This is a genomic window from Chryseobacterium koreense CCUG 49689, from assembly GCF_001045435.1.
Classification (GTDB): Bacteria; Bacteroidota; Bacteroidia; order Flavobacteriales; family Weeksellaceae; genus Kaistella; species Kaistella koreensis.
On the sequence record NZ_LFNG01000010.1, the window covers coordinates 34,421 to 56,080 of the forward strand.

Here is a 21,660-nt window from a genome sequence, read left to right on the forward strand (position 1 = left end):
TCACTTCAATATTCAACCACTCAAAATGAACTCAATCATCATAACCGGCGGCGCCGGATTCATCGGTTCGCACGTCGTTCGCGAATTTGTGAAGAACCTTCCGCAAACCAAAATTATCAATTTAGATGCGTTGACTTACGCCGGAAATCTTGAAAACTTGAAAGACATCGAAAACGAGCCAAATTACGTTTTCGAGAAAGCAGATATCACAAAACCGGAAGAGCTCAGAAAGGTCTTTGAAAAATACAACCCTGATGCCATTATCCATTTAGCGGCAGAATCTCATGTGGACCGAAGCATCACCGATCCCAATGCATTTATCAATACCAATGTAAACGGAACCGCCAATTTGTTGAATTTGGCAAAAGAATTCTGGACTTTGAATCCCGATCATCAGCATGGGAATTTCCCAGATGAAAAAAGAAAAAATCTTTTCTACCATGTTTCTACCGACGAAGTTTACGGAGCTTTGGGCGAAACTGGATTCTTTACCGAGGAAACTTCTTATGACCCGAAATCCCCGTATTCTGCCAGCAAAGCCGCTTCCGATCATTTGGTGAGGGCCTATGGAAATACTTACGGAATGCCTTTCATTATTTCAAACTGCTCTAATAACTACGGACCGAATCATTTTCCGGAGAAACTGATTCCGCTTTGCATCCACAATATTCTGAACGAAAAACCGCTCCCAATCTATGGCGATGGGAAATATACGAGGGACTGGCTCTACGTCATCGACCACGCAAAGGCAATTTTCCAGATCTTCCATGAAGCGAAAACGGGAGAAACCTACAACATCGGCGGCTGGAACGAATGGCAGAACATCAACTTGGTGAAAGAACTCATCAAACAGGTAGATGAAAAAACCGGAAAACCAGCAGGATATTCAGAAAAACTGATCACTTTTGTAAAAGACAGACCGGGACACGACAAACGCTACGCCATCGACGCCACAAAATTGGCAAACGATTTAGGCTGGAAACCTTCAGTCACTTTTGAGGAAGGTTTAAGTAAAACAATCGACTGGTTTTTGGAAAACAAGGATTGGCTGGACCATGTTACTTCGGGTGCTTATAAAAAATATTATGCTTCGCAATATACGGATGACTCGAATTAAATCGAATTTCACTAATTGATGGAAGAGAAAATTTTATATAAAGAAGAAAGTTACAAGATTATTGGAATTTGTATGAATGTTCATTCCACGATGGGAAATGGGTTTTTGGAAGCGGTTTACTGTGAGGTTTTAGAAAAAGAATTTATTAAAAATGGTATTCCGCATCAAAGAGAAGTTAAATTAGATTTGTTTTTCAACGGAGAGAAATTAGATAAAAAGTACAAAGCAGATTTTGTCTGTTTTGATAACATTATATTGGAAGTAAAATCAGTGTCATTTTTGCATGAAAACTTTACAAAGCAGACGTTAAATTATCTGAAAGCTACCAACAAAAAATTAGGATTGCTCATTAATTTTGGTGAAAAATCTCTAAAATATAAACGCATAATTAATTTGTAACCAGAACGAAAATTCGAGTAATTCGCATTAATTCGTGTAATTTGTTTTAAAATGAAAGGAATTATTTTAGCCGGAGGCTCCGGAACCAGACTTTACCCATTAACCATCGCGGTAAGTAAACAGCTCATGCCGGTTTATGATAAGCCCATGATTTATTATCCACTTTCCACGCTTCTTTTGGCTGGAATTAAAGAAATTTTGATCATTACCACGCCGCACGATCAGGAAGCGTTCCGGAAACTTTTGGGAGACGGTTCGCAAATTGGCTGCAGATTCGAATATAAAGTGCAGCCAAGTCCGGATGGATTGGCGCAAGCTTTTATTTTGGGAGAAGAATTCATCGGTGATGATTCGGTGGCTTTGGTTCTGGGTGACAATATTTTTTATGGAACCGGACTTGCAAAATTGCTGGAAAGTAAAACCAGTGTGGAAGGAGGATGCGTTTTTGCCTATTCCGTAACTGATCCGGAACGATATGGAGTGGTGGAATTCGATGAAAACAACAAAGCAATTTCTATTGAGGAAAAACCGGAGCATCCGAAATCAAATTACGCGGTTCCCGGACTTTATTTCTATGATAATTCCGTAGTGGAAATAGCGAAAAATCTTAAACCTTCGCCAAGAGGAGAACTGGAGATTACCGATGTCAATAGAATTTATTTGGAAAATGGAAAGTTGGAAGTTGGCGTCATGTCCCGCGGAACAGCTTGGCTCGACACCGGAACTTTCGATTCTTTACACGAAGCCTCGGAATTTGTGAAAGTTCTGGAAAAAAGACAGGGCTTCAAAATTTCTTGCATCGAAGAAATTGCCTTTAAAAAAGGATTCATCAACAAAGAACAATTACTGAAATCCGCTGAAAAATACGGGAAATCCGGTTACGGCGAATACCTGAAATCAATAATCTAAACATTTCTTCTCCAATCAAAAGACTTCAATCAAAATAGGAAGTCTTTTTTTATTCTTAAATTTGCACCCTTAAAAAATATGGGTTATTTGTCTTAACCTCAACCTCAACCTCAACCTTAACCTCAACCTCAACATGCGCACAAAATCCACCGGAAGAAAAAAAATAAACATCGTCACTTTGGGATGCTCCAAAAATGTAGTCGATTCAGAAGTATTGATGGGACAATTGAAAGCCAACGGCAAAGAAGTCGTGCACGAAGAACGTGGCGACGTAGTGGTGATCAATACCTGCGGATTTATCGACAACGCAAAACAGGAGAGTATTGATACGATTCTGGATTTTGTGGAAGCAAAAAATCGTGGCGAAGTGGAAAAAGTCTTCGTCACCGGATGTCTATCCGAAAGATATAAACCAGATTTGGAAAGGGAAATCCCAGATGTGGACCAATATTTCGGAACACGGGATTTGCCGCTTTTATTGAAGCAGCTCGGTGCCGATTACAAACACGAGTTGGTGGGAGAAAGATTGACAACGACTCCGCGACATTATGCCTATTTGAAAATCTCGGAAGGTTGTGACCGGCCTTGTTCTTTTTGCGCAATTCCTTTAATGAGGGGAAAGAACATTTCGGTTCCCATTGAAAATCTTGTGATTGAAGCCCAGAAATTGGCGAAAACAGGAGTGAAAGAACTGATTCTGATCGCTCAAGATTTGACTTATTACGGACTGGATCTCTACAAAAAGAGAGCACTTGCCGATTTGCTGAGGGAGTTGGTGAAAGTGGACGGAATCGAATGGATCCGATTGCATTATGCTTTCCCGACCGGTTTCCCGGAAGATGTCCTGGAAATCATTAAGAACGAAAAGAAAGTCTGCAACTACATTGATATTCCATTGCAGCACATCAATTCTGATATCTTAAAGGCGATGAAACGTGGGACTTCGCATGAAAAAACCAATGCGCTTCTCAATAAGTTTCGGGAAAAAGTTCCGGACATGGCGATCAGAACAACTCTGATCTGTGGTTTTCCGGGCGAATCTGAAGAGGATTTCCGGGAAATGAAGGACTGGGTCCGCGAGCAGAGATTTGACAGATTGGGCTGTTTCACCTATTCCCATGAAGAAAACACCACCGCCTATGAATTGCAAGACGATGTTCCGCAAGAAGTAAAGGAAAGAAGGGTAGAGGAAATCATGGAATTGCAGTCGCAGATTTCCTGGGAGAAAAACCAAGAAAAGATCGGCAAGGTTTTCCGCTGCATCTTCGACCGAAAAGAGGGGAACTATTTTGTCGGCAGAACAGAATTTGATTCGCCGGATGTGGATAACACCGTTTTGGTTTCTGCTGAAAACACCTATGTTTCTGTGGGAGATTTCGCTGATGTGAGAATTACTTCTGCTGAAGAATTTGATTTGTACGGAGAATTGGTTTAGCAAATTTTCAAAATTCGGCTTTATTTTTATTGAAATTCTATTTCTAAACACCATAAAAACCTTCAAGATTTTTGAAGGTTTTATTATTTGGTTATGTTTTGATATTCAGCGAATTAAGTTTGATTATAGAGCGATACTATGCAATATTTAGTTAAAATCATTAACGTTTACAACTGGTTTTTAACACTTTTTAACAAGCCTTGTGAATTCCCATGAATAAAGGAACGAGAATGATTGTTAACAAAATTTTAAGAATTCGTTAAGAGACTTTAACTGATGAACTGTTGCAGGTTTTAATTTCAGGATAAATTTGCAGAGTCAAAACCAATAAAATAATTCAAAATGGTGAAAAGAGTAACTCTCGTAATCATAATGATGATTTCAACACTTGGTTTATTCTCTTTCAAGAATAATGCCACAGATGCCAAAAAAACAAGTTTTGCATCGTACTACCACGATAAGTTTAATGGTAGAAAAACAGCAAGCGGAGAGATTTTCAGTAACTCGAAACTTACCGCGGCCCACCGAACGCTTCCATTTGGTACTGAGATCAAAGTGACCAACTTGAGAAACGGAAAAAGTGTAATAGTAGAAATAAATGACCGAGGTCCTTTCCATTCTTCCAGAGCACTAGACCTTTCGAAAGCAGCGTTCAATTCAATTGGAAACCACGTCCGTGGAGTAATGCCGGTTGAGTATGAAATTGTCGAAATCGATTAACTTTTACGAACTTAAATGACAAAGCCGATTCTTTTGAGTCGGCTTTTTTATTATTGGTTGGTTTTTACTTTCTTAGGAACCAAACTCTTTTTTCCATTCCTCGGCGGCATTGCACAAATCGTTGTAGAATTCTTCGCCGTATTTGCGGATTAGTGGTGTTTTCAGGAATTTATAGACCGGAACTTCCAATTCTTTTCCCAGGGCACAAGCATCGCTGCAAATGGACCATTCGTGGTAATTCAATGCAGTGAATGTGGAGTATTCATTGACCCTGATCGGGTAGAGATGGCAGGAAATAGGTTTTTGCCAATCCACTGCGCCGTCTTCGTATGCTTTTTCAATACCGCATTTGGTAATTCCTTTTTCATCGAAAACTACATAGGCGCACTCATTTCCGTTAACCATGGGAGTCACATAATCACCATCGAGCGGATCAGTCGTCCATGTTCCCTGTTCTTCAATGGCTTTCACGCCTTCTGGTCTAAGATAAGGTTTCACTTTATCGAAAATCTGATCGAGGATTTCAGTTTCCGATTTGTCCAAAGGAGCACCCACGTCACCTTCCACGCAACACGCTCCTTTGCATTTGCTGAGGTTGCACACGAACTCTTCTGAAAAAATATCTTCTGAAATTAATTTATTATCAAGTTGAATCATCGTCTTTTAAAATTTAAAGTTAGAAATAATTGTTGAGCTTAAAAATCACCAGAATAAAAATAATTACCCAAAGTCCCAATTCACGCATCCAGTATTTTGGCAAGAATCTCAACATGCGGCTTAAAATAATGGAAGCTGGAAGTGCCAATAAAAGCAGGTATTCATAGTGGTACCCCATGTATAAAACAATCGTGGTCAGTTGTGCCACAGCGAAGACCAAAAGAAATGAGTATTTGAACCTGCTGACCGGGCTTTTCAGATTAAAATGGTTGAAATGGTCCACCACTGCATAGATAATCATCAAAGCAATGGGTGAAAGCCAAATAAGCTTAGAGAAATCTTTGGTCGGTTTGAAGCCGCTGAAAGGAAAATAGGCCGGGTTCCACGAGTTTAACCCCATAAAATAGGCGACTGAAAAGTAGGAGCTTGCAATAAGGAGCATCCCAAAAACCAGTCTGAAAAAATGCAGTCCGATCCGGTCCGAAGTTCCGATAATATGCAAAATCACAAAAATTACCATCGGCCAGGTTGTCGGAAGGAAAATGAAATTGATCGCTAGGAATGCACCCACCAATAAATAAGCATTTTTGCGGACAGCCATTTCGGTGTTCGTCAAAAGCAAAAGAATAATCGAGTTGGTAAAAAGTGCCACAGAAATCCCAATATCCAGATCTCCCGGATAAAACGAGAAAACAAAAGCTGTATATAGAAAAAGTGGGAGATGGCTTTGGTGATTCAGCGCAATCGCATTAAAACAAAAATATCCCAATGCAATCCCCGCAAAAGTAATCACGGCGGAAATAAAATATAATGTATTGAAGTTCAGTATATTGAAGCTGATTACAATCAAAAGTAGGATGCCAATGTAAACAGGAACCGAAAAAATATTGCTTTCCTTTGAAAGTAATCGGAACATTTTTTATAAATTTGTGCAAAGTTAATTTAAAAAACGAAAATAATGACGTCGATCTGGCTATTATTGAGCGACCTGTTTAAATGGTCTTTTGGGTTTTTCGATTTTGCGGGGAACATTTTAAACTGGATTCTGTTCATCGCAGCCTGCGTGCTGTTTGTTTACTGGTGTTATGTTTTGGTGTCCACGCTGGGTGGCGACAAAGACAAAACCTATTATTCGCCAACGGAGGGGAAGCACCCGTATTACGACCCAAAAATTATGAAAAAAGGAGAATAAATAATTGATACCTATATTTATTATAAAAATCCCGAAACGGCTGAAGTTTCGGGATTTTGTATGTTTTTATTTAATGGCTTTTCTAAGCTTAATTTAGTCAATCTTCCTGTCTGAAATTTCTTTTTTTTCCTTTCCAAAAACTTACCGGTCGGCAGAAAGGGTTAGTAAAATAAGGCAGATTTCTGAAGCTTAATCTGCAAACTGTGCTAGAAAATCGGAATTACCAGTACCGGAATTGGGGATCTTTTGGTCAATTCCTTGGTCAGACTTCCCACGAAAACATCATACATATTGCTTCTTCCGTGCGAACCCATCACGATGTAACCGGCATTTTTCGTCTTGGCGTATTCCAGGATAATGTCGCTTGCCACTCCCTGTTTCAGGATGTGTTCGCAATCCACACCATGTGCGATGATTTTTTGTTCCGTGCTGTTCAAACGAAGAAGTTCTTCCTTGATTTCGTTTTGTTCCACTTCCGGAAAATACTGGAAACCCATATCACCGATTGCAAAACCGATATCGGCTGGAGCCACGTGAATCAGGCAGATTTTCCCATTGGTTTCCTTGGCAAATTTCAAAGCACCTTCAACTAGTTTGTCTGTGGCGTCTGAAAAATCTATTGGCAAAATAATATTGAGCATGACCTTAATTTTTGTTGTTTAAAGTTACAAATATTTTGGGATATGAGGAAATATTTGCAGATTACTGAATCCTTAAATCCAAAACTTTTTGGTCCTCCAAATAAGCTTCCAAGATGTCGTTTTCTGAAATTTTTCCCACGCCTTTCGGAGTTCCGGTGAAAATCAAGTCGCCTGTTCTCAAGGTAAAATACTGTGAAACGAAAGCTATGATATTTTCCGGTCGAAAGAGCATCAACGAGGTGTTTCCCTCCTGGACTTTCTCTTTATTTTTAATTAAGGAGAAGTTGAGGTTTTGCAGGTCAAAATCTTCTTTTTTGAAGAATTCTGAAATCACGGCGGAGCCATCGAACCCTTTTGCCAGTTCCCACGGAAGTCCCTTTTCTTTCAACTTCGACTGCAAATCTCTAGCGGTGAAATCAATTCCCAAACCGATTTCGTCAAAGTGTTTTCCGGCATTTTCTTCCCGGATGTATTTTCCGCCTTTTGAAATCTTTAAGACTACCTCCAATTCGTAGTGGATGTCGTCAGAAAATTCAGGAATATAAAAATCGGAACCCTTCTTCAAAACTGCGGTGTCTGGTTTCATGAAGATCACGGGATTATCAGGAACTTCGTTTCCGAGTTCTTTGGCGTGTTCGGCGTAGTTGCGGCCGATGCAGATGATTTTCATTTTTCTTTAATGTAATAATTTGTCAATGTAACAATATGGCAATTTGTTGAAATGTTGCGGAAGCAAATTAAAATCTGCGACTATTTGGACCAGTTGCAACTACGTTAGAATTTGCTTCTCAGTTGAATTCCCGTCAAAACCTTCTTGGTATAAAGCGGAAATTCCGCAGCCTGAATCCAGCCGTAATATCCCAAATCTTTTTGGAAGACCTCTTTTACCCTTTGTCCCTTGTATTTTCCAAAAGTGAAGGTTTCCATGCCATCTGCATCAAAACCAATGAAGCCTGCCAAATCCGCGAATTTATTCTGGTGCGAAATCTCACTCAATCCTGCGATTTCATTTGGTAGATCTTCATAATGAGCTACTTGTGCGTCCAAAACTTCAAAGGTAGCCATCACGTCTGCTTCTGCGGAATGGGCGTTCTCCAAATCTTTTCCGCAATAAAAGCGATAGGCTGCACTGAGGTTTCTAGGTTCCATTTTGTGGAAAATCGTCTGTGCATCGACCAGTTTGAATTTAGTCAAATCAAAATCAATTCCCGCACGCAAAAGTTCTTCCGCCAAAAGTGGGACGTCAAAACGGTTGGAATTGAATCCGCCTAAATCCGTTCCGGAAATCAACTCCATGATTTTCGGTGCTATTTCCTTGAACTTCGGTGCATCTTTCACATCCTCGTCATAGATTCCGTGGATGGCGCTCGCTTCCTGGGGAATAGGCATTTCGGGATTCACGAGCCAGGTTTTGCTTTCACGCGACGCATCTGGATTTACTTTTAAGATGCAGATTTCCACGATCCGGTCTTTGCCCACATTGATCCCGGTAGTTTCCAAATCGAAGATGCAGAGCGGTTTATATAGTTTTAGATTCATAATCAGATTTAAAGTTGCTGGAACGAGCGATTGTGCTGTGCGAATTTTGCTAAATCAATTGTTTCTGAAAAATCAGCGATATTAAAATATAATACATGATGGCCAGCGGGATTCCAGCGATTCCAAAGAAGCTCAAAAGCAGTACGATGCCGATTACCAAAGCAATTTTCGGATGGTTGTCTTCCAATTTCATGGACTTGAACTTCATGGAGATCATCTTTATCGGGGAAATGAGTAACCAAGATAAAAGGATGGTGAGAATGAGTAAAAATCCGGGACTTTCAAACAAAATGGAAAAACTTTTATGCTCTAAATATGCATAATACAATCCAAACATTAAAATGGTATTCGAAGGGGTATTCAGTCCTTTAAAATAGTATTTCTGTTCTTCGTCTAAATTAAAAATCGCCAACCTCAGACAGGAAAAAAGAGTGATGAACAATCCCAGATATTTAAGTTCAAAAGGCAGGTTGATCCCTAAAAGTTCGCTTCCGAAAGGTTCGAGCGCCTTAAACATGGCGATTCCTGGAAGCAGACCGAAACTTACCATATCGGCAAGGGAATCCAGCTGCACGCCAAGTTCGGAATTGGATTTCATCGCTCGTGCTACAAATCCGTCAAAAAAGTCCAAGATGAGGGAAAGGATGATGCAAATCGCGGTCACTTGATAATCACCGTGAATCAAGTGGATGACACCAATACTTCCCGAAAAAAGATTCGCCAGGGTAAAGGCGTTTGCCAAATTGTTCTTCATGAAGTTCATGAAGGCAAAAGTAGTGATTTTTTAATTGCTATCGGTTTTCAGAAGTGGGCATTCAGCGATGAACGAGGTGGTAAATCAGCAATTATTCAAACAATTGTAACCTGCGCTAAATGCATCAATACGAACGAAATGTGAAAATAATGTAAATTTGCAAAATTATTTTTTGAAAAAATATTAATGAAGGATATCAGATTACAGGAAATTGCCACACTCGCTTACCGGATTTTTTTGGCGTTCTTTTTTTACCAGATTGTGCGTTTTTTATTTTGGTTCTTTAATAAGGATTTGATAAAAATCGATTCGGTTTCAGATTATTTCAGTTTGGCATATCACGGAACGGCATTTGATTCCACCGGAATTCTTTATGTAAATGCATTATTTATTTTGCTAAGTTTGGTGCCGATTGTCATCAACACGAAAAAATATTACCAAAAGTTTCTCTTCTGGGTGTATTTCGTGATGAACGGAATCGCATACGGGATGAATTTTGGCGATTTTGTGTATTACAAATTTTCGCAGGCTCGGCTGACCACCGCTGCGCTGCATGTCGCAAAGCATGAGAATAATTTAGGAAAAGTCTTTATCACTTCTGTTTTTGAGCATCCTTTCGTGATTTTTTGGTTCTTGGTTTTAATGTTTTTTTGGGCTTACCTTTATAAAAAAGTGAAGATCAACGAGATGAAACCCAAAAACAAGTGGATTTATTTCAGTTCTTCCATCGTTACTTTATGCATTACCGCAATTTTGGTGGTGGGTGGTATTCGTGGTGATTTCAAACATTCAACACGTCCGATCAATCTGGTGGATGCCAACAAATTTGTGAAAAATCCTACACAGGCCAATGTGGTTTTGAATAGTACATTCTCTTTTTTCAGAACCATTGACACCAATAATTTCGAGGAAGTTCATTTTGTGGATGAGCAATTTATCCATGAAAACATTCATCCATACAAAATTTATCTAAGGGAAAATGTAGAGCCGAAACCAAATATTGTGATTTTCATTCTTGAAAGTTTCGCAAAAGAATATTCCGGTGCTTTCAATAAAAACACCAAAATTAAGGACTTCGTTTCCTATACTCCGTTTTTCGACAGTTTGGCGACCAAAAGTCTGATCGCGACCAACGCTTTTGCCAACGGAAGACAGTCGATTCACGGCATGAGTTCTGTTTTGGCGGGAATACCAAGTTTGACGGATGCCTTTACTGGTTCGCCTTATGCAAACCAGAAAATTCAGTCCATTGTTTCTGTGACCAACGAACTGGGTTACGACACTTCTTTTTTTCATGGCGCGCCGAATGGCTCGATGGGATTTTTAGGATTTGGAAATATTTTGGGATTCCAACACTATTACGGAAAAACAGAATATAATAATGACGCAGATTTCGACGGGATGTGGGGAATTTGGGACGAGCCTTTTTTCCAGTTTTTTGCCAAAACTTTAGACCGGAAAAAGTCACCCTTCATGGCGACGATGTTCTCTGTCTCCTCTCACCATCCCTTTAAAGTGCCTGAAAAATACAAAGGAAAATTCAAGAAAGGACCACTCGAAATCCACGAACCGGTTGGTTATACGGATTATTCATTGAAGAAATTCTTCGAAACAGCTGAGAAAATGCCGTGGTACAGCAATACGATTTTCGTTTTTGTGGCGGACCACACGAATCAAATAGCCTATCCCGAATACGAAAAAGCGATGAATCGTTTCGCGGTTCCAATTATGTTTTTTTCGCCAAACCCGAAATACAACCTGCATGGCGAAATCACCGAACCTGCACAGCAAATGGATATTTATCCCACATTGGCAGATTTAATCGGATACAACAAACCCATCCGGAGTTGGGGCAGAAGTTTGGTTTCAGCAGACAAAAATTACATGGTGGTGAATTCGGATTCCATTCAGAATCAGTTTATCATCGGGAATTATATTTATCGTTTTGATGGCAAAGAGGTGACTGGGGTTTTCGATATTGCCGACAAAAATCTGGAGAAAAATATTTTAGGAAAAATAAAAAGTCCTGAAATTGAAAAGGGAATTCTGCTCTGCAAAGCTTGGTATCAGGATTATATGAATCGGGTAATCAACAGGAAATTGGATTAAATTAATGATATTTTTAATCTAATGCTTAATTCTCATAAAATTCCGCAACTTATTGATAAGTTATGATGCGAATAACGAAAAATTTGCCGTTTAACTTTTTTTATTTACTTTTATCCAATCAAAGAATTAAAATAATTTTAAAATGAAAAAAATAATTTTCGCTTTTGTTGCCTTGTTTTTTGCAACATTATCTTATGCACAAATTGAAGGGAAATGGAAAACCATAGACGATGAAACCGGACAGGCAAAATCAATCGTGGAAATCCAGAAAAGAGCCAATGGTCAGTATTATGGAAAAGTGGTGCAGCTGCTCATCAAACCGGCTGATCCAAACTGTTCTGGTTGCAAAGACGACAGAAAAGGAAAGCCTGTACTGGGAATGGAAGTTATCCGTGACCTGAAAAAAGATGGCAACGAATTCAGCGGCGGAACAATCACCGATCCTAAAACAGGTAAAACCTACAAATGCATCATCAAAAGAGAGGGCGATAAACTGGACGTTAGAGGCTATATTGGTTTCGCTCTTATCGGCAGAAGCCAGACTTGGCACAAAGTGGATTAATATTTTAATGAAAATATGACAAAAAGCAACTCGAAAGGGTTGCTTTTTTGTGGGGTCAAACTTAAATAATCCCGAAAAAAGCCGTACTTTTGTACTTTAATTTTTCAAAAGATTATGGCAGAACATACTTTTCGCGAAGTGATTGCACAGGCAATGAGCGAGGAAATGCGTAAAGACGGATCAATTTATCTAATAGGTGAGGAAGTTGCAGAATACAACGGCGCCTACAAAGCCTCCAAAGGAATGCTCGATGAGTTTGGTCCAAAAAGGGTCATCGATACTCCAATTGCAGAACTTGGTTTTTCCGGAATCGCGGTGGGTTCCGCAATGAATGGTAACAGACCCATTGTGGAATTCATGACTTTCAACTTTTCATTGGTGGGAATCGACCAGATCATCAACAATGCTGCGAAAATCCGGCAAATGAGCGGCGGTCAGTGGAATTGCCCGATCGTTTTCCGTGGTCCAACTGCTTCTGCAGGCCAGCTGGGAGCAACGCACTCGCAAGCTTTGGAATCTTGGTACGCCAACTGTCCGGGATTGAAAGTAGTGGTTCCATCAAATCCTTATGATGCAAAAGGATTGCTGAAAACTGCTATTCAAGATAATGATCCTGTAATTTTCATGGAGTCTGAGCAGATGTATGGCGACAAAATGGAAATCCCTGAGGAAGAATATTATATCCCAATCGGAAAGGCCGACATTAAGAAAGAAGGAAAAGATGTGACTTTGGTTTCTTTCGGAAAAATCATGAAACTGGCGATTCAGGCAGCAGAAGATCTAGAGAAAGAAGGAATCTCCGTAGAAGTGATTGACTTAAGAACCGTTCGTCCTTTGGATTACGACATGATTTTGAACTCCGTGAAAAAAACAAACCGTTTGGTGATTTTGGAAGAAGCGTGGCCGTTTGCAAGTGTGGCTTCGGAAATTACCTACATGGTTCAGCAAAAAGCGTTTGATTACCTGGATGCGCCGATTAAGAGAATTACCACTCCTGATGCGCCAGCACCTTATTCCGCGGCACTTTTTGCGGAATGGTTCCCAAAACTTGAAAAAGTAAAAGAGGAAATTAAAAAAGCCATGTACATCAAAGCATAAATCGAAAACTCCTGAAAAGGAGTTTTTTTGTTTCCCACATGAAATTTTCCGGATCTAAAAATCACCCACAATTATTTTTTAGTCTAAATTTGCACCTTTAAACAAACTGTCAATGACTGAAGTTGTAGAAGGTGGTCATCATTTTGATACCAAGAAACTCACTGCAATAGGTGTGTTGGTTTCTCTTGGAGTTGTGTTCGGGGATATTGGAACATCGCCACTCTACGTGATGAAGGCGATTGTGAACGCATTCAAAGGCGGGACAGCAATGCCTTTCGACGAATATATCGAAGGAGCACTCTCTTGCATCATCTGGACTTTGACCATGCAAACCACTATCAAGTACGTGATTATCGCTTTAAGGGCCGATAACAAAGGGGAAGGTGGAATCCTTTCGCTTTACTCCCTAGTAAAAAGGCTGAAACGGAGATGGCTTTACTTAATTGCGATTCTTGGTGCGGCCACCTTGGTTGCGGACAGTGTGATCACGCCTTCTCTTACCGTGATGTCCGCGGTGGAAGGACTTAAGATTTTCAGTCCCAAGACTCCGGTGGTGGCGATTACTTTGGTGATTTTAGCGATTATCTTCATTGTTCAACAATTCGGAACATCCTCTATCGGGAAGTTTTTCGGACCGGTGATGGTGGTCTGGTTTATGGTTATCGGTGGTTTTGGAGCGATGCATATCTTTGACCATGTAGAGATTTTCAAGGCCTTCAATCCTTATTATGCTTACAACCTAATTATCCATTCGCCAAGTGCGATAGTGATTATGGGTGCAGTTTTTCTTTGCGTGACGGGAGCTGAAGCGCTGTATTCAGATTTGGGTCACTGCGGAAAGAAAAACATCCGCGTGAGTTGGATTTATGTCAAGGTAATGTTGATTCTCAATTATTTGGGACAGGGAGCGTGGCTCTTGGATAATCCAAACAAAGTGGCGGAAGGAATCAACCCAATTTTTGGAATTATGCCGGAATGGGCAATTTTACCGGGAGTAATTCTGGCCACCGCGGCTGCAATTATTGCCAGTCAATCTGTGATTACAGGTGCTTTCACCATGTTTTCTGAAGCCATGTCGGTTACTTTCTGGCCGAACCAGCAAATCGATTATCCATCCGGAATCAAAGGTCAAATGTATATTCCCAGAATCAACTGGGGATTGATGTTGATGTGCTTTATGGTGGTGATTTTCTTTAAAAAATCAGAGGCAATGGAAGCCGCATATGGTTTGACGATTACCATAACGATGTTAATGACCACAATTTTGTTGTTTTATTGGTTGGGAAGAATCAAGCGGTTCAAATACTTTGCGGTCCTCTTCATCATGATTCATTTTTCCATCGAACTGGGATTTTTCTATGCCAATGTGCAGAAAATTTTCGATGGAGGTTGGCTGACTTTGGTTCTCGGCGGATTTATCGCAGTCTGCATGTACGCTTGGTACAACGGCAGATTGATTAAGGCCAAGTTCATCAAGTTTGCAAAACTTGACGATTATGTTTCCATCATCAAGGAATTGAAACTGGATGAGACCATTCCAAAATATGCGACGAATCTTGCGTTTTTGAGCCGCGCCAAGAAAGAAAACGAAATAGAAACCAAGATCATCTATTCCATCTTGCGGAAACAGCCAAAAAGGGCGGATCACTATTTCATCCTAAACATCATCAACCAAGAAGATCCATATACCTTTAAATATAATATTGACGAAATTATGCCCGGAACAATTTATCGGGTGAATTTCCTATTAGGTTTTAAGGTGGACCGGCGAATCAACGATTATTTCGACCAGGTTTTGCAAGATATGATGGAAGAAGGCACTATTCCGTCCAGAAGTCCGCATCCGTCTTTGAGGGCGCACAATGTTCCGCCGGACCTCAAATATGTCATTATTGACAATACTTACATCAACGATACTTTGCTGACGGTGAAGGAAAAAATCACCCTCAATATTTATAATTTCGTGAAGTATATCGGAAGTGACGATTTCAAGGCGTGGGGAGTTTCGCCGCATAACGTGGTGGTGGAATCTGCACCGCTTCTGGACCAAAAACTGGTTACCAAAAAAATCCAGCAGGTGGAGTTCAAGCCTTATCAAAACTAAATTTTCATTGGTTGCAATCAGAGGTAGCCTCCACAGTTTCAGGTTTTGCCAAACTTCATACCACATAAGGGAATGCCGCCGGAATTCCTGATTCAGACTTTTTTGATAAATTTGCCTATATTTAACCTCATGGATCCTAAACAAAAAGAACTTAATCTCACTACGATTAAGGAAGTTTTAAGACAGTATCTTCACGATAAAAATTTCAGGAATACCCCCGAAAGATATACCATTTTGGAGGAAATCTACAATATGGACCACCACTTCAATGTGGATGATCTCTACCTTTTGATGATGCAGAAGAAATACCACGTTTCTAAAGCGACGATTTATAATACTATTGAAATTTTCTTGGACGCCGGCTTGATCAGAAAACACCAGTTCGGTGAAAAAACACTGACTTCCTCCTCCTACGAAAAATCATATTTTGACAAACAACATGACCATTTGGTGATTTACAAAAAGGATTCAGACAAAGAAATCCAGGAAATCATCGAGTTTTGTGATCCCAGAATCCAGGGAATCAAAGATGCGATTGAGGATGCCTTTGGCGTAAATATTGATTCCCACTCACTTTATTTCTACGGAACCAAAAAGGATTAATGAAGAATTTTTTCGCCTTATTTCTGTTTATCGGTTTTCATGTTTTTGCGCAGATTACCACGCAGCCGAAAGATGTTCTGGTAAAAGATCCGTATTTTACTCCTACTCAGAATCAGCCACAAGGTGAAAAAGTGCGGCTCATTCACTCGGATTTTTTCCAAAAAACTGCAGAAAAATACAATGGAAACCCGTTCTTTTCGGGGAATGTGCAGTTTGAGCACCAAGGTTCACTGCTTTCTGCAGATGAAGTGATTTTTTATGAGGAACAAAACTTCGTGAAAGCTATCGGAAACGTAAAGCTTCAAAATGCAGACGGCTCCGTAATCACTTCCGGTGAAATGGAATACGACGGAAATACCCAAAAGGGAATTGCACGAAAAAATGTGGTTTTGACCGATCCAACCCAAACCATAAAAACGGAAACCATGTATTACGACAGGGTTTCAAATAAGGCTTACTTCAATACCGGTGGTACAATTTCAGATGCAACCAATACCATGTACACCAAATCGGCGACCTATGATTTGGGCACGAAAATGATCGATTTCACCGGCAATGTGAAAATCAATAACCCGGAATATACCGTGGAAGGAAACAACATTAAACAAAATCAAAATACCAATACCGCAGATTTTTTTGGACCTACCACGATTACCAACAAAAAAAATCCCTCCATTTTGGTTTATACCGAAAGGGGTTCCTACAATATGAATTCCAAGGAAGTTTATTTAAAGAAAAATTCCAGGATTCACTACAACGGAAAAATACTCACTGGTGATGACATGTATTTCAATCAGATCACCGGTTTTGGTAAAGCGAAAGGAAACGTGACACTTCGTGACCCGAAAGAACAGCGCTATATGAAAGGCGGTTACGGCGAAATTTATGAAAAGAAAGACTCCGCAATGATGACCGAAAAACCTTACGCCGTAAAAATTCTGGAAAAGGACTCCATGTATTTTTCGGCTGAAAAACTCATTAGTTATCGCAAAATTGATGACAAAGATCCACTAAAGAAAAAGAGTTTTCTGCGCGCCTACCGAAAAGCCAGAATGTTCAAATCTAATATCCAGGTTCGCGCAGATTCTTTGAGCTTTAATGAAACTGATGGAATTATGCATCTTTTCGGCAGTCCAATTGCTTGGAGTGGCGAAAAACAAGTGACCGGAGATAAAATTGAAGCCTATTTTGACACCGAAAAAGAATTCATCGATTCATTGAAAGTGATTGGAAACGCTTTTGCGATAAGTAAAGCTGATTCGCTGAATTTGAAAGATGAGTTCAACCAGGTCAAAGGAAAACTGATGACCGTTTATTACGACAAAAACGAAATCAAACTCGCGAAAGTCATCGGAAATGCGCAAGCCATTACCTATGCCGATGATCAAAATGAGAAAACGAAAGAAGTGGAAAGAATTGGGGTCGCTTTATCCACCTGCGGAACAATTGAAGCGGAGTTTGAAGACCGGAAAGTACAGATTATTTCTTGCAATATCGGTGCGAATACAGACGTTTTTCCGATGAGCAAGATTTCCCGCGAAAAAAGATTTTTCCCCGATTTCAACTGGAATACCAAAGACCGGCTCCGGAAATGGCAAGACATCTTCATGGATACCCCGGAATATGAAGAAATAAAATACGAGTCCGACGACAAACTCTACGACGCCGCCCAGAAAGCAATCAACGACGCGAAAGCAAAGGAAGAGGCGAAGAAACCGAAACGGATTCGGAAATAGGGACAGATTGCCCCATTAAGATTGATAGTAATAATTTGGAGCAACAACTGCTGTAATTTTTGTGATTATTACTCCCTGATGATTTTTTTTGTGAAACCTCAAACCTCAAACCTCAAACAATGTTAAAGTCAGATTTCTTCAAATACCAAGCTCAAACCACCCAATTCGCAGCCGGATTTGAGGTGGAAAAAGCAGAAGGAAGTTATATCTACGGAACCGATGGCAGGAAATACCTCGACTTTGTGGCGGGAGTTTCTGCCAATACTTTGGGACATTCTCACCCCAAAATTGTGGAAGCCATCAAAACGCAGGCTGAAAAATACTTGCACGTGATGGTTTATGGCGAGTATGCACAGGAAATGCCTGTGAAACTCTGTAAACTTTTGGCAGCCGCAACTCCTGATCCTTTGGAGGTCACTTATTTGGTGAACTCCGGTGCAGAAGCAATCGACGGCGCTTTGAAACTGGCAAAAAGGTTTACCGGCAGAGAGGAAATTATTTCTTTCAAAAATTCTTATCACGGAAATACGCACGGCGCTTTGTCGGTTTCCGGAAATGAATACCACAAACGGGAATTTCGGCCACTTTTGCCTTTGGTGGATTTTATTGAATTTAACGACGAAAACGATTTGGCTAAAATCACCGAAAAAACAGCTTGTGTTCTGATGGAAACCATACAGGGAGCAGCAGGATTTCTGGTTCCGAATGAGGATTATCTGGAAAAATTAAAAAATCGGTGTGAACAAGTGGGAGCTTTATTGATTTTAGATGAAATTCAGCCGGGTTTTGGAAGGACTGGAAAATTATTCGCATTTGAACATTTCGGAATCGTTCCCGATATCTTGGTGATGGGAAAAGGAATGGGAGGCGGAGTTCCTGTGGGAGCGTTTATGAGTTCCAAAAAAATGATGGATTCCCTTTCACATTCGCCGAAACTTGGACATATCACTACTTTTGGCGGAAATCCTTTGATTGCTGCTGCAAGTTATGCCACTTTGAAAGAAGTTTTGGAAAGCGGCTTGATGAACGAAGTTGATGAAAAAGAAAAACTGTTCCGCGAACTTTTGGTTCACCCGAAAATTCAGAACATTAACGGAAGAGGTTTGATGTTGGCCGTGAATCTCGGAAGTCCGGAATTTACTTTAAATGTTGCGAAACGCTGCATGGAAAAAGGACTGATTGTTTTTTGGCAACTGTATCGAAATGAATACCTCCGAATTTCACCGCCATTAAATTTATCTTTAGACGAAATCAGGGAGGGCTGCGCTATTATTTTGGAAGTGCTAAACGAAAGTGAAATATGAAAAAAGTATTCTACCTGAAAACCTGCGACACTTGTCAAAAAATCCTGAAGCAATTTGATTTAAAGGATTGGCAACTTCGGGAAATCAAAACTGAACCGATCACGAAAGAAGAACTTGAAGGAATGTTTAAAATTTCGAAAACCTACGAAGCACTTTTCAGCCGGCGATCCACCCAGATCAAATCCCGAGGAATTGATGTGAAAACCTTGCAGGAAAAAGATTTTAGGGAACTGCTTCTGGATCATTATACTTTTTTGAAAAGGCCGGTTTTCTTGACTGATCAGGAGATTTTTATCGGCAATGACAAAAAGAATGTTGAAGCATTGAAGAATTTTTTCGGAATTTCGGAATGAGACTGCTTTCGGTTTTTCTATTTTTTTTATCTTTAAATATTTGGGCTCAAACGGTTTACAAAACACCGTCTGGTGCCAAATACCATTTGGAGCAATGCAGAATGGTGAAAAATGTTTCCACCGCAATCTCCGTAAATCAGGCGGCAGAACAGGGTTTGACGCCGTGCAAAATATGCAGACCACCTTATTCCGGTACTTTGGGATTGGTCAGCAAGCCAAAGAAAGTTCCGGGAACGTCTTCTGGAACGCAATGTCTGGGAATTACACAAAAGGGAACACGATGCAAAAGAAACACTAAGATAGGGAACAGTTACTGCTTTCAACATCTTCCCTAATAATTGAAAAACGTTAAAGCAATCTCCCGGTAAGGAAAAGTCCGGCAACGGTGAAATAGATGATCAATCCGGTCACATCCACCAAAGTGGCAACAAACGGCGCGGAAGATGTAGCGGGATCGAGTTTCATTCTTTTTAAGATGAACGGAATCATGGAGCCGGTTAAAGTTCCCCACAAAACAATTGCGACCAGGGAAACGCCCACGCTCAATCCGATGAATACCCAATGGTCGCCATAATGGAAGAATCCGGCTTTTTGCCAAAGCATGATCCTGAAAAAACCGATGAGGCCTAAGATTCCGCCGAGACAAAGTCCAGAGATAATCTCTTTTCGCATGACATACCACCAGTCTTTCAGGGTGATTTCCTGTAGCGCCATTGCACGAATGATCAACGTGGCCGCCTGGGAACCGGAGTTTCCGCCGCTTGAAATAATTAGCGGTACGAAAAGTGCTAGTACCACTGCTTTTTCAATTTCATGTTCGAAATAGCCCATCGCGGAAGCGGTCAACATTTCGGAAATAAAAAGGATAATGAGCCAGGTTGCTCTTTTTCGGATCATCTCCGTCCAAGAAGTTTGGGTATATGGTAAATCGAGTGCTTCCAAACCCCCGAATTTCTGGATGTCTTCGGTGTTTTGCTCTTCGATTTGGTCGATGATGTCGTCCACGGTTACAATGCCTACCAAAACCCCGTTTTCTGTAACGATGGGCAAAGCGGCACGGTCATATTTCTCAAAGTAAGGTACCGCATCTTCTTTGGAAGTAGTGGTGGTAATCGCCACAAAATGGTTGTCGGTAATCTCGGAAACCAGCGTGTCTTCTTCTGCCAAAAGCAGTGAACCTATGGCAATGTCGTCTATCAAGCGGTTTCTTTCATCCACCACATAAAGATGGTTCATGGTTTCCACCTTTTTCCCAACTCTTTTTATTTGCTCGAAACATCTTTTCACCGTCCATTCCTTTCGGATTTGAATGTAGTATGGCGTCATCAGACGGGCAATGGAATCTTCGCGGTAACCCAGAAGTTTCAGTGCGATTCTTCTTTCCTGTGGATTCAGGTGGTTGATGGAATATTTGATCAGTTCATCGGGGAAATCTTCGAACAGCGCGGTTCGGTCATCCGGAGTCATGGCGTTCAGGATTTCAGAAACCTCTTCACTGCCGATACTTCGGATGGTTTCTTCCTGGAAATCTGGATCCAGATGAGAAAAAACTTCGGCTTTATATTGTTTCGGAACTTTCAGGAATGCCAAAAGCCTTTCGTCAGCGTGGAGTTCGCTGAGTGTTTCGGCAATATCGGCGGGATTAAAAATGAGTTCCTGGCTTTCCACAATTCCATTTTTTCAGAATTGCAAAATTAAGCCAAAAACTTAAATTTTCCGCATAAATCGATATAAGATTGAATGTAAAGTTTAGTTAATTTTCAACGGGAGCTTGCCAGTCTTTTTTTGCGGTACGCAAGTTTTTGCCAAGCTTTTTCATGGCTCCCACCGTTCCGATTTTGATGAAGTTTTCTGCGGAACCGAGCAGTCTCGCGTTCTTTTTGTAGGTGTCGTAATCGGTTTCGCTGATGAAATTGCCATCGGCATCGTAAATCTTGAGGCTCACCACGACTTGGTTGGAAAAAACGTATTTTCCCAATCCGACCTTGAAATATTTCACTTTTGGAATGACTGCAAACTGTGCATTATTGTTTTCGCAAAACTCTTTGATCAACTTTGAATCTGCAGAGTCAAATGGAAGGTAGGAATCCACGCGCAGCATTTTGTAATTTCGGAAATGGGCGATCCTGTCTGAAACCGCGGAATAAAAAGCCGAGTAGGTTGGTTCCATGATTTCTTCGATTTCCGGGAAAACTTCGGGATTGAAATAGAGGATTTTTTGGATTTTTAGGTCACGGGAAGATTCGGCGGTTTGAGTTTTCCCCGATGCACAACTTTTCAAGGCGATAATAGCGGCTAATGAAAAGGCCAGAAAATAGATTTTTTTCATTGCAAATGTTGGTGCAAAATTAAAGCCAATTAACGAATTCACAAAGAAAATTTTAAGAAATATTTAACATTTTTTTTGGGGGATGTGTCGCGCATTCAA

General features: G+C 40.5%; 23 protein-coding genes. 15 read left to right on the forward strand and 8 right to left on the reverse strand.

What is annotated here, in order from left to right; translation table 11 throughout:
* Positions 1-25 precede the first annotated feature (25 nt).
* From rfbB to ACM44_RS08160, 5 genes are all read left to right on the forward strand, one after another.
* Positions 26-1,117, forward strand: coding sequence for a dTDP-glucose 4,6-dehydratase (rfbB, locus tag ACM44_RS08140; protein ID WP_048499542.1), 1,092 nt, complete (start codon positions 26-28; stop codon positions 1,115-1,117).
* 18 nt (positions 1,118-1,135) lie between these two features.
* Complete coding sequence (locus ACM44_RS08145) at positions 1,136-1,516, forward strand: GxxExxY protein (RefSeq protein WP_048499543.1); 381 nt, start codon at positions 1,136-1,138, stop codon at positions 1,514-1,516.
* Positions 1,517-1,567: 51 nt separating this feature from the next.
* Positions 1,568-2,425 (forward strand): glucose-1-phosphate thymidylyltransferase RfbA, encoded by an 858-nt coding sequence (gene rfbA / locus ACM44_RS08150; protein WP_048499544.1) that lies wholly within the window; start codon positions 1,568-1,570, stop codon positions 2,423-2,425.
* Between the two features lie 133 nt (positions 2,426-2,558).
* Positions 2,559-3,860 (forward strand): 30S ribosomal protein S12 methylthiotransferase RimO, encoded by a 1,302-nt coding sequence (rimO, locus tag ACM44_RS08155; RefSeq protein ID WP_048499545.1) that lies wholly within the window; start codon positions 2,559-2,561, stop codon positions 3,858-3,860.
* A 342-nt stretch (positions 3,861-4,202) separates the two neighbouring features.
* The gene (locus tag ACM44_RS08160) at positions 4,203-4,580 is read left to right on the forward strand and encodes a septal ring lytic transglycosylase RlpA family protein (RefSeq protein WP_048499546.1); all 378 of its coding nucleotides are present in this window, start codon (positions 4,203-4,205) and stop codon (positions 4,578-4,580) included.
* 72 nt (positions 4,581-4,652) lie between these two features.
* Here the strand turns inward: ACM44_RS08160 and ACM44_RS08165 are convergent, their stop codons facing one another.
* Both ACM44_RS08165 and ACM44_RS08170 read right to left on the reverse strand, forming a co-directional pair.
* Positions 4,653-5,237, reverse strand: a complete 585-nt coding sequence (locus tag ACM44_RS08165; protein WP_048499547.1) for a DUF3109 family protein — start codon at positions 5,235-5,237, stop codon at positions 4,653-4,655.
* A gap of 19 nt (positions 5,238-5,256) precedes the next feature.
* Positions 5,257-6,153, reverse strand: coding sequence for a DUF6427 family protein (locus ACM44_RS08170; RefSeq protein ID WP_048499548.1), 897 nt, complete (start codon positions 6,151-6,153; stop codon positions 5,257-5,259).
* Between the two features lie 42 nt (positions 6,154-6,195).
* On the opposite strand from ACM44_RS08170, the gene ACM44_RS08175 reads away from it, so the two are divergent.
* The gene (locus ACM44_RS08175; RefSeq protein WP_048499549.1) at positions 6,196-6,429 is read left to right on the forward strand and encodes a hypothetical protein; all 234 of its coding nucleotides are present in this window, start codon (positions 6,196-6,198) and stop codon (positions 6,427-6,429) included.
* 206 nt (positions 6,430-6,635) lie between these two features.
* Here ACM44_RS08175 and ACM44_RS08180 read toward each other — a convergent pair whose 3' ends face one another.
* The 4 genes from ACM44_RS08180 to ACM44_RS08195 form a co-directional block, all read right to left on the reverse strand.
* Entirely contained in the window at positions 6,636-7,070 is a 435-nt protein-coding gene (locus tag ACM44_RS08180) for a universal stress protein (protein WP_048499550.1), read from the reverse strand.
* A 61-nt stretch (positions 7,071-7,131) separates the two neighbouring features.
* Positions 7,132-7,740, reverse strand: coding sequence for a fumarylacetoacetate hydrolase family protein (locus ACM44_RS08185; RefSeq protein WP_048499551.1), 609 nt, complete (start codon positions 7,738-7,740; stop codon positions 7,132-7,134).
* A 104-nt stretch (positions 7,741-7,844) separates the two neighbouring features.
* Complete coding sequence (locus ACM44_RS08190; RefSeq protein ID WP_048499552.1) at positions 7,845-8,609, reverse strand: 3'-5' exonuclease; 765 nt, start codon at positions 8,607-8,609, stop codon at positions 7,845-7,847.
* 49 nt (positions 8,610-8,658) lie between these two features.
* Positions 8,659-9,372 (reverse strand): CDP-alcohol phosphatidyltransferase family protein, encoded by a 714-nt coding sequence (locus ACM44_RS08195; RefSeq protein WP_048499553.1) that lies wholly within the window; start codon positions 9,370-9,372, stop codon positions 8,659-8,661.
* Between the two features lie 177 nt (positions 9,373-9,549).
* Between ACM44_RS08195 and ACM44_RS08200 the strand changes: the two genes are divergently transcribed.
* The 9 genes from ACM44_RS08200 to ACM44_RS08240 all read left to right on the forward strand — a co-directional run bounded on the left by ACM44_RS08200 (position 9,550) and on the right by ACM44_RS08240 (position 19,567).
* Positions 9,550-11,472, forward strand: coding sequence for an LTA synthase family protein (locus ACM44_RS08200; RefSeq protein ID WP_048499554.1), 1,923 nt, complete (start codon positions 9,550-9,552; stop codon positions 11,470-11,472).
* A gap of 142 nt (positions 11,473-11,614) precedes the next feature.
* Entirely contained in the window at positions 11,615-12,034 is a 420-nt protein-coding gene (locus ACM44_RS08205; RefSeq protein ID WP_048499555.1) for a DUF2147 domain-containing protein, read from the forward strand.
* Positions 12,035-12,148: 114 nt separating this feature from the next.
* Complete coding sequence (locus ACM44_RS08210) at positions 12,149-13,132, forward strand: pyruvate dehydrogenase complex E1 component subunit beta (protein ID WP_048499556.1); 984 nt, start codon at positions 12,149-12,151, stop codon at positions 13,130-13,132.
* A gap of 112 nt (positions 13,133-13,244) precedes the next feature.
* Positions 13,245-15,236 carry a KUP/HAK/KT family potassium transporter gene (locus tag ACM44_RS08215; protein ID WP_048499557.1) on the forward strand — a complete coding sequence of 664 codons (1,992 nt, stop codon included), beginning with the start codon at positions 13,245-13,247 and terminating at the stop codon, positions 15,234-15,236.
* A gap of 129 nt (positions 15,237-15,365) precedes the next feature.
* Positions 15,366-15,839, forward strand: coding sequence for a Fur family transcriptional regulator (locus ACM44_RS08220; RefSeq protein WP_048499635.1), 474 nt, complete (start codon positions 15,366-15,368; stop codon positions 15,837-15,839).
* Entirely contained in the window at positions 15,839-17,575 is a 1,737-nt protein-coding gene (locus tag ACM44_RS08225; RefSeq protein WP_048499558.1) for an OstA-like protein, read from the forward strand. The genes ACM44_RS08220 and ACM44_RS08225 overlap by 1 nt, the downstream gene beginning before the upstream one ends.
* A 119-nt stretch (positions 17,576-17,694) precedes the next feature.
* Entirely contained in the window at positions 17,695-18,879 is a 1,185-nt protein-coding gene (locus ACM44_RS08230; RefSeq protein WP_048499559.1) for an aspartate aminotransferase family protein, read from the forward strand.
* Positions 18,876-19,232 carry an arsenate reductase family protein gene (locus ACM44_RS08235; RefSeq protein WP_048499560.1) on the forward strand — a complete coding sequence of 119 codons (357 nt, stop codon included), beginning with the start codon at positions 18,876-18,878 and terminating at the stop codon, positions 19,230-19,232. Before ACM44_RS08230 ends, ACM44_RS08235 begins: the two co-directional genes overlap by 4 nt.
* Positions 19,229-19,567, forward strand: a complete 339-nt coding sequence (locus ACM44_RS08240) for a hypothetical protein (RefSeq protein ID WP_048499561.1) — start codon at positions 19,229-19,231, stop codon at positions 19,565-19,567. The genes ACM44_RS08235 and ACM44_RS08240 overlap by 4 nt, the downstream gene beginning before the upstream one ends.
* 13 nt (positions 19,568-19,580) lie before the next feature.
* Here the strand turns inward: ACM44_RS08240 and mgtE are convergent, their stop codons facing one another.
* Positions 19,581-20,900 (reverse strand): magnesium transporter, encoded by a 1,320-nt coding sequence (gene mgtE / locus ACM44_RS08245; protein ID WP_206540193.1) that lies wholly within the window; start codon positions 20,898-20,900, stop codon positions 19,581-19,583.
* 85 nt (positions 20,901-20,985) lie between these two features.
* Positions 20,986-21,561: a hypothetical protein gene (locus ACM44_RS08250; RefSeq protein WP_048499563.1), complete on the reverse strand. Its 576-nt coding sequence runs from the start codon at positions 21,559-21,561 to the stop codon at positions 20,986-20,988.
* Positions 21,562-21,660: the final 99 nt, after the last annotated feature.

Excerpts from the sequence above, each read along its gene's own strand:
- ACM44_RS08210 (WP_048499556.1), top strand. The coding sequence starts at position 12,149 with ATGGCAGAACATACTTTTCGCGAAGTGATTGCACAGGCAATGAGCGAG.
- ACM44_RS08200 (WP_048499554.1), top strand. The coding sequence starts at position 9,550 with ATGAAGGATATCAGATTACAGGAAATTGCCACACTCGCTTACCGGATT.
- rimO (WP_048499545.1), top strand. The coding sequence starts at position 2,559 with ATGCGCACAAAATCCACCGGAAGAAAAAAAATAAACATCGTCACTTTG.
- ACM44_RS08185 (WP_048499551.1), bottom strand. The coding sequence starts at position 7,740 with ATGAAAATCATCTGCATCGGCCGCAACTACGCCGAACACGCCAAAGAA.
- ACM44_RS08240 (WP_048499561.1), top strand. The coding sequence starts at position 19,229 with ATGAGACTGCTTTCGGTTTTTCTATTTTTTTTATCTTTAAATATTTGG.
- ACM44_RS08190 (WP_048499552.1), bottom strand. The coding sequence starts at position 8,609 with ATGAATCTAAAACTATATAAACCGCTCTGCATCTTCGATTTGGAAACT.
- ACM44_RS08175 (WP_048499549.1), top strand. The coding sequence starts at position 6,196 with ATGACGTCGATCTGGCTATTATTGAGCGACCTGTTTAAATGGTCTTTT.
- ACM44_RS08225 (WP_048499558.1), top strand. The coding sequence starts at position 15,839 with ATGAAGAATTTTTTCGCCTTATTTCTGTTTATCGGTTTTCATGTTTTT.
- ACM44_RS08165 (WP_048499547.1), bottom strand. The coding sequence starts at position 5,237 with ATGATTCAACTTGATAATAAATTAATTTCAGAAGATATTTTTTCAGAA.
- ACM44_RS08205 (WP_048499555.1), top strand. The coding sequence starts at position 11,615 with ATGAAAAAAATAATTTTCGCTTTTGTTGCCTTGTTTTTTGCAACATTA.
- ACM44_RS08180 (WP_048499550.1), bottom strand. The coding sequence starts at position 7,070 with ATGCTCAATATTATTTTGCCAATAGATTTTTCAGACGCCACAGACAAA.
- ACM44_RS08160 (WP_048499546.1), top strand. The coding sequence starts at position 4,203 with ATGGTGAAAAGAGTAACTCTCGTAATCATAATGATGATTTCAACACTT.
- rfbA (WP_048499544.1), top strand. The coding sequence starts at position 1,568 with ATGAAAGGAATTATTTTAGCCGGAGGCTCCGGAACCAGACTTTACCCA.
- ACM44_RS08250 (WP_048499563.1), bottom strand. The coding sequence starts at position 21,561 with ATGAAAAAAATCTATTTTCTGGCCTTTTCATTAGCCGCTATTATCGCC.
- ACM44_RS08220 (WP_048499635.1), top strand. The coding sequence starts at position 15,366 with ATGGATCCTAAACAAAAAGAACTTAATCTCACTACGATTAAGGAAGTT.
- ACM44_RS08230 (WP_048499559.1), top strand. The coding sequence starts at position 17,695 with ATGTTAAAGTCAGATTTCTTCAAATACCAAGCTCAAACCACCCAATTC.
- ACM44_RS08235 (WP_048499560.1), top strand. The coding sequence starts at position 18,876 with ATGAAAAAAGTATTCTACCTGAAAACCTGCGACACTTGTCAAAAAATC.
- rfbB (WP_048499542.1), top strand. The coding sequence starts at position 26 with ATGAACTCAATCATCATAACCGGCGGCGCCGGATTCATCGGTTCGCAC.
- ACM44_RS08170 (WP_048499548.1), bottom strand. The coding sequence starts at position 6,153 with ATGTTCCGATTACTTTCAAAGGAAAGCAATATTTTTTCGGTTCCTGTT.
- ACM44_RS08195 (WP_048499553.1), bottom strand. The coding sequence starts at position 9,372 with ATGAACTTCATGAAGAACAATTTGGCAAACGCCTTTACCCTGGCGAAT.
- ACM44_RS08145 (WP_048499543.1), top strand. The coding sequence starts at position 1,136 with ATGGAAGAGAAAATTTTATATAAAGAAGAAAGTTACAAGATTATTGGA.
- ACM44_RS08215 (WP_048499557.1), top strand. The coding sequence starts at position 13,245 with ATGACTGAAGTTGTAGAAGGTGGTCATCATTTTGATACCAAGAAACTC.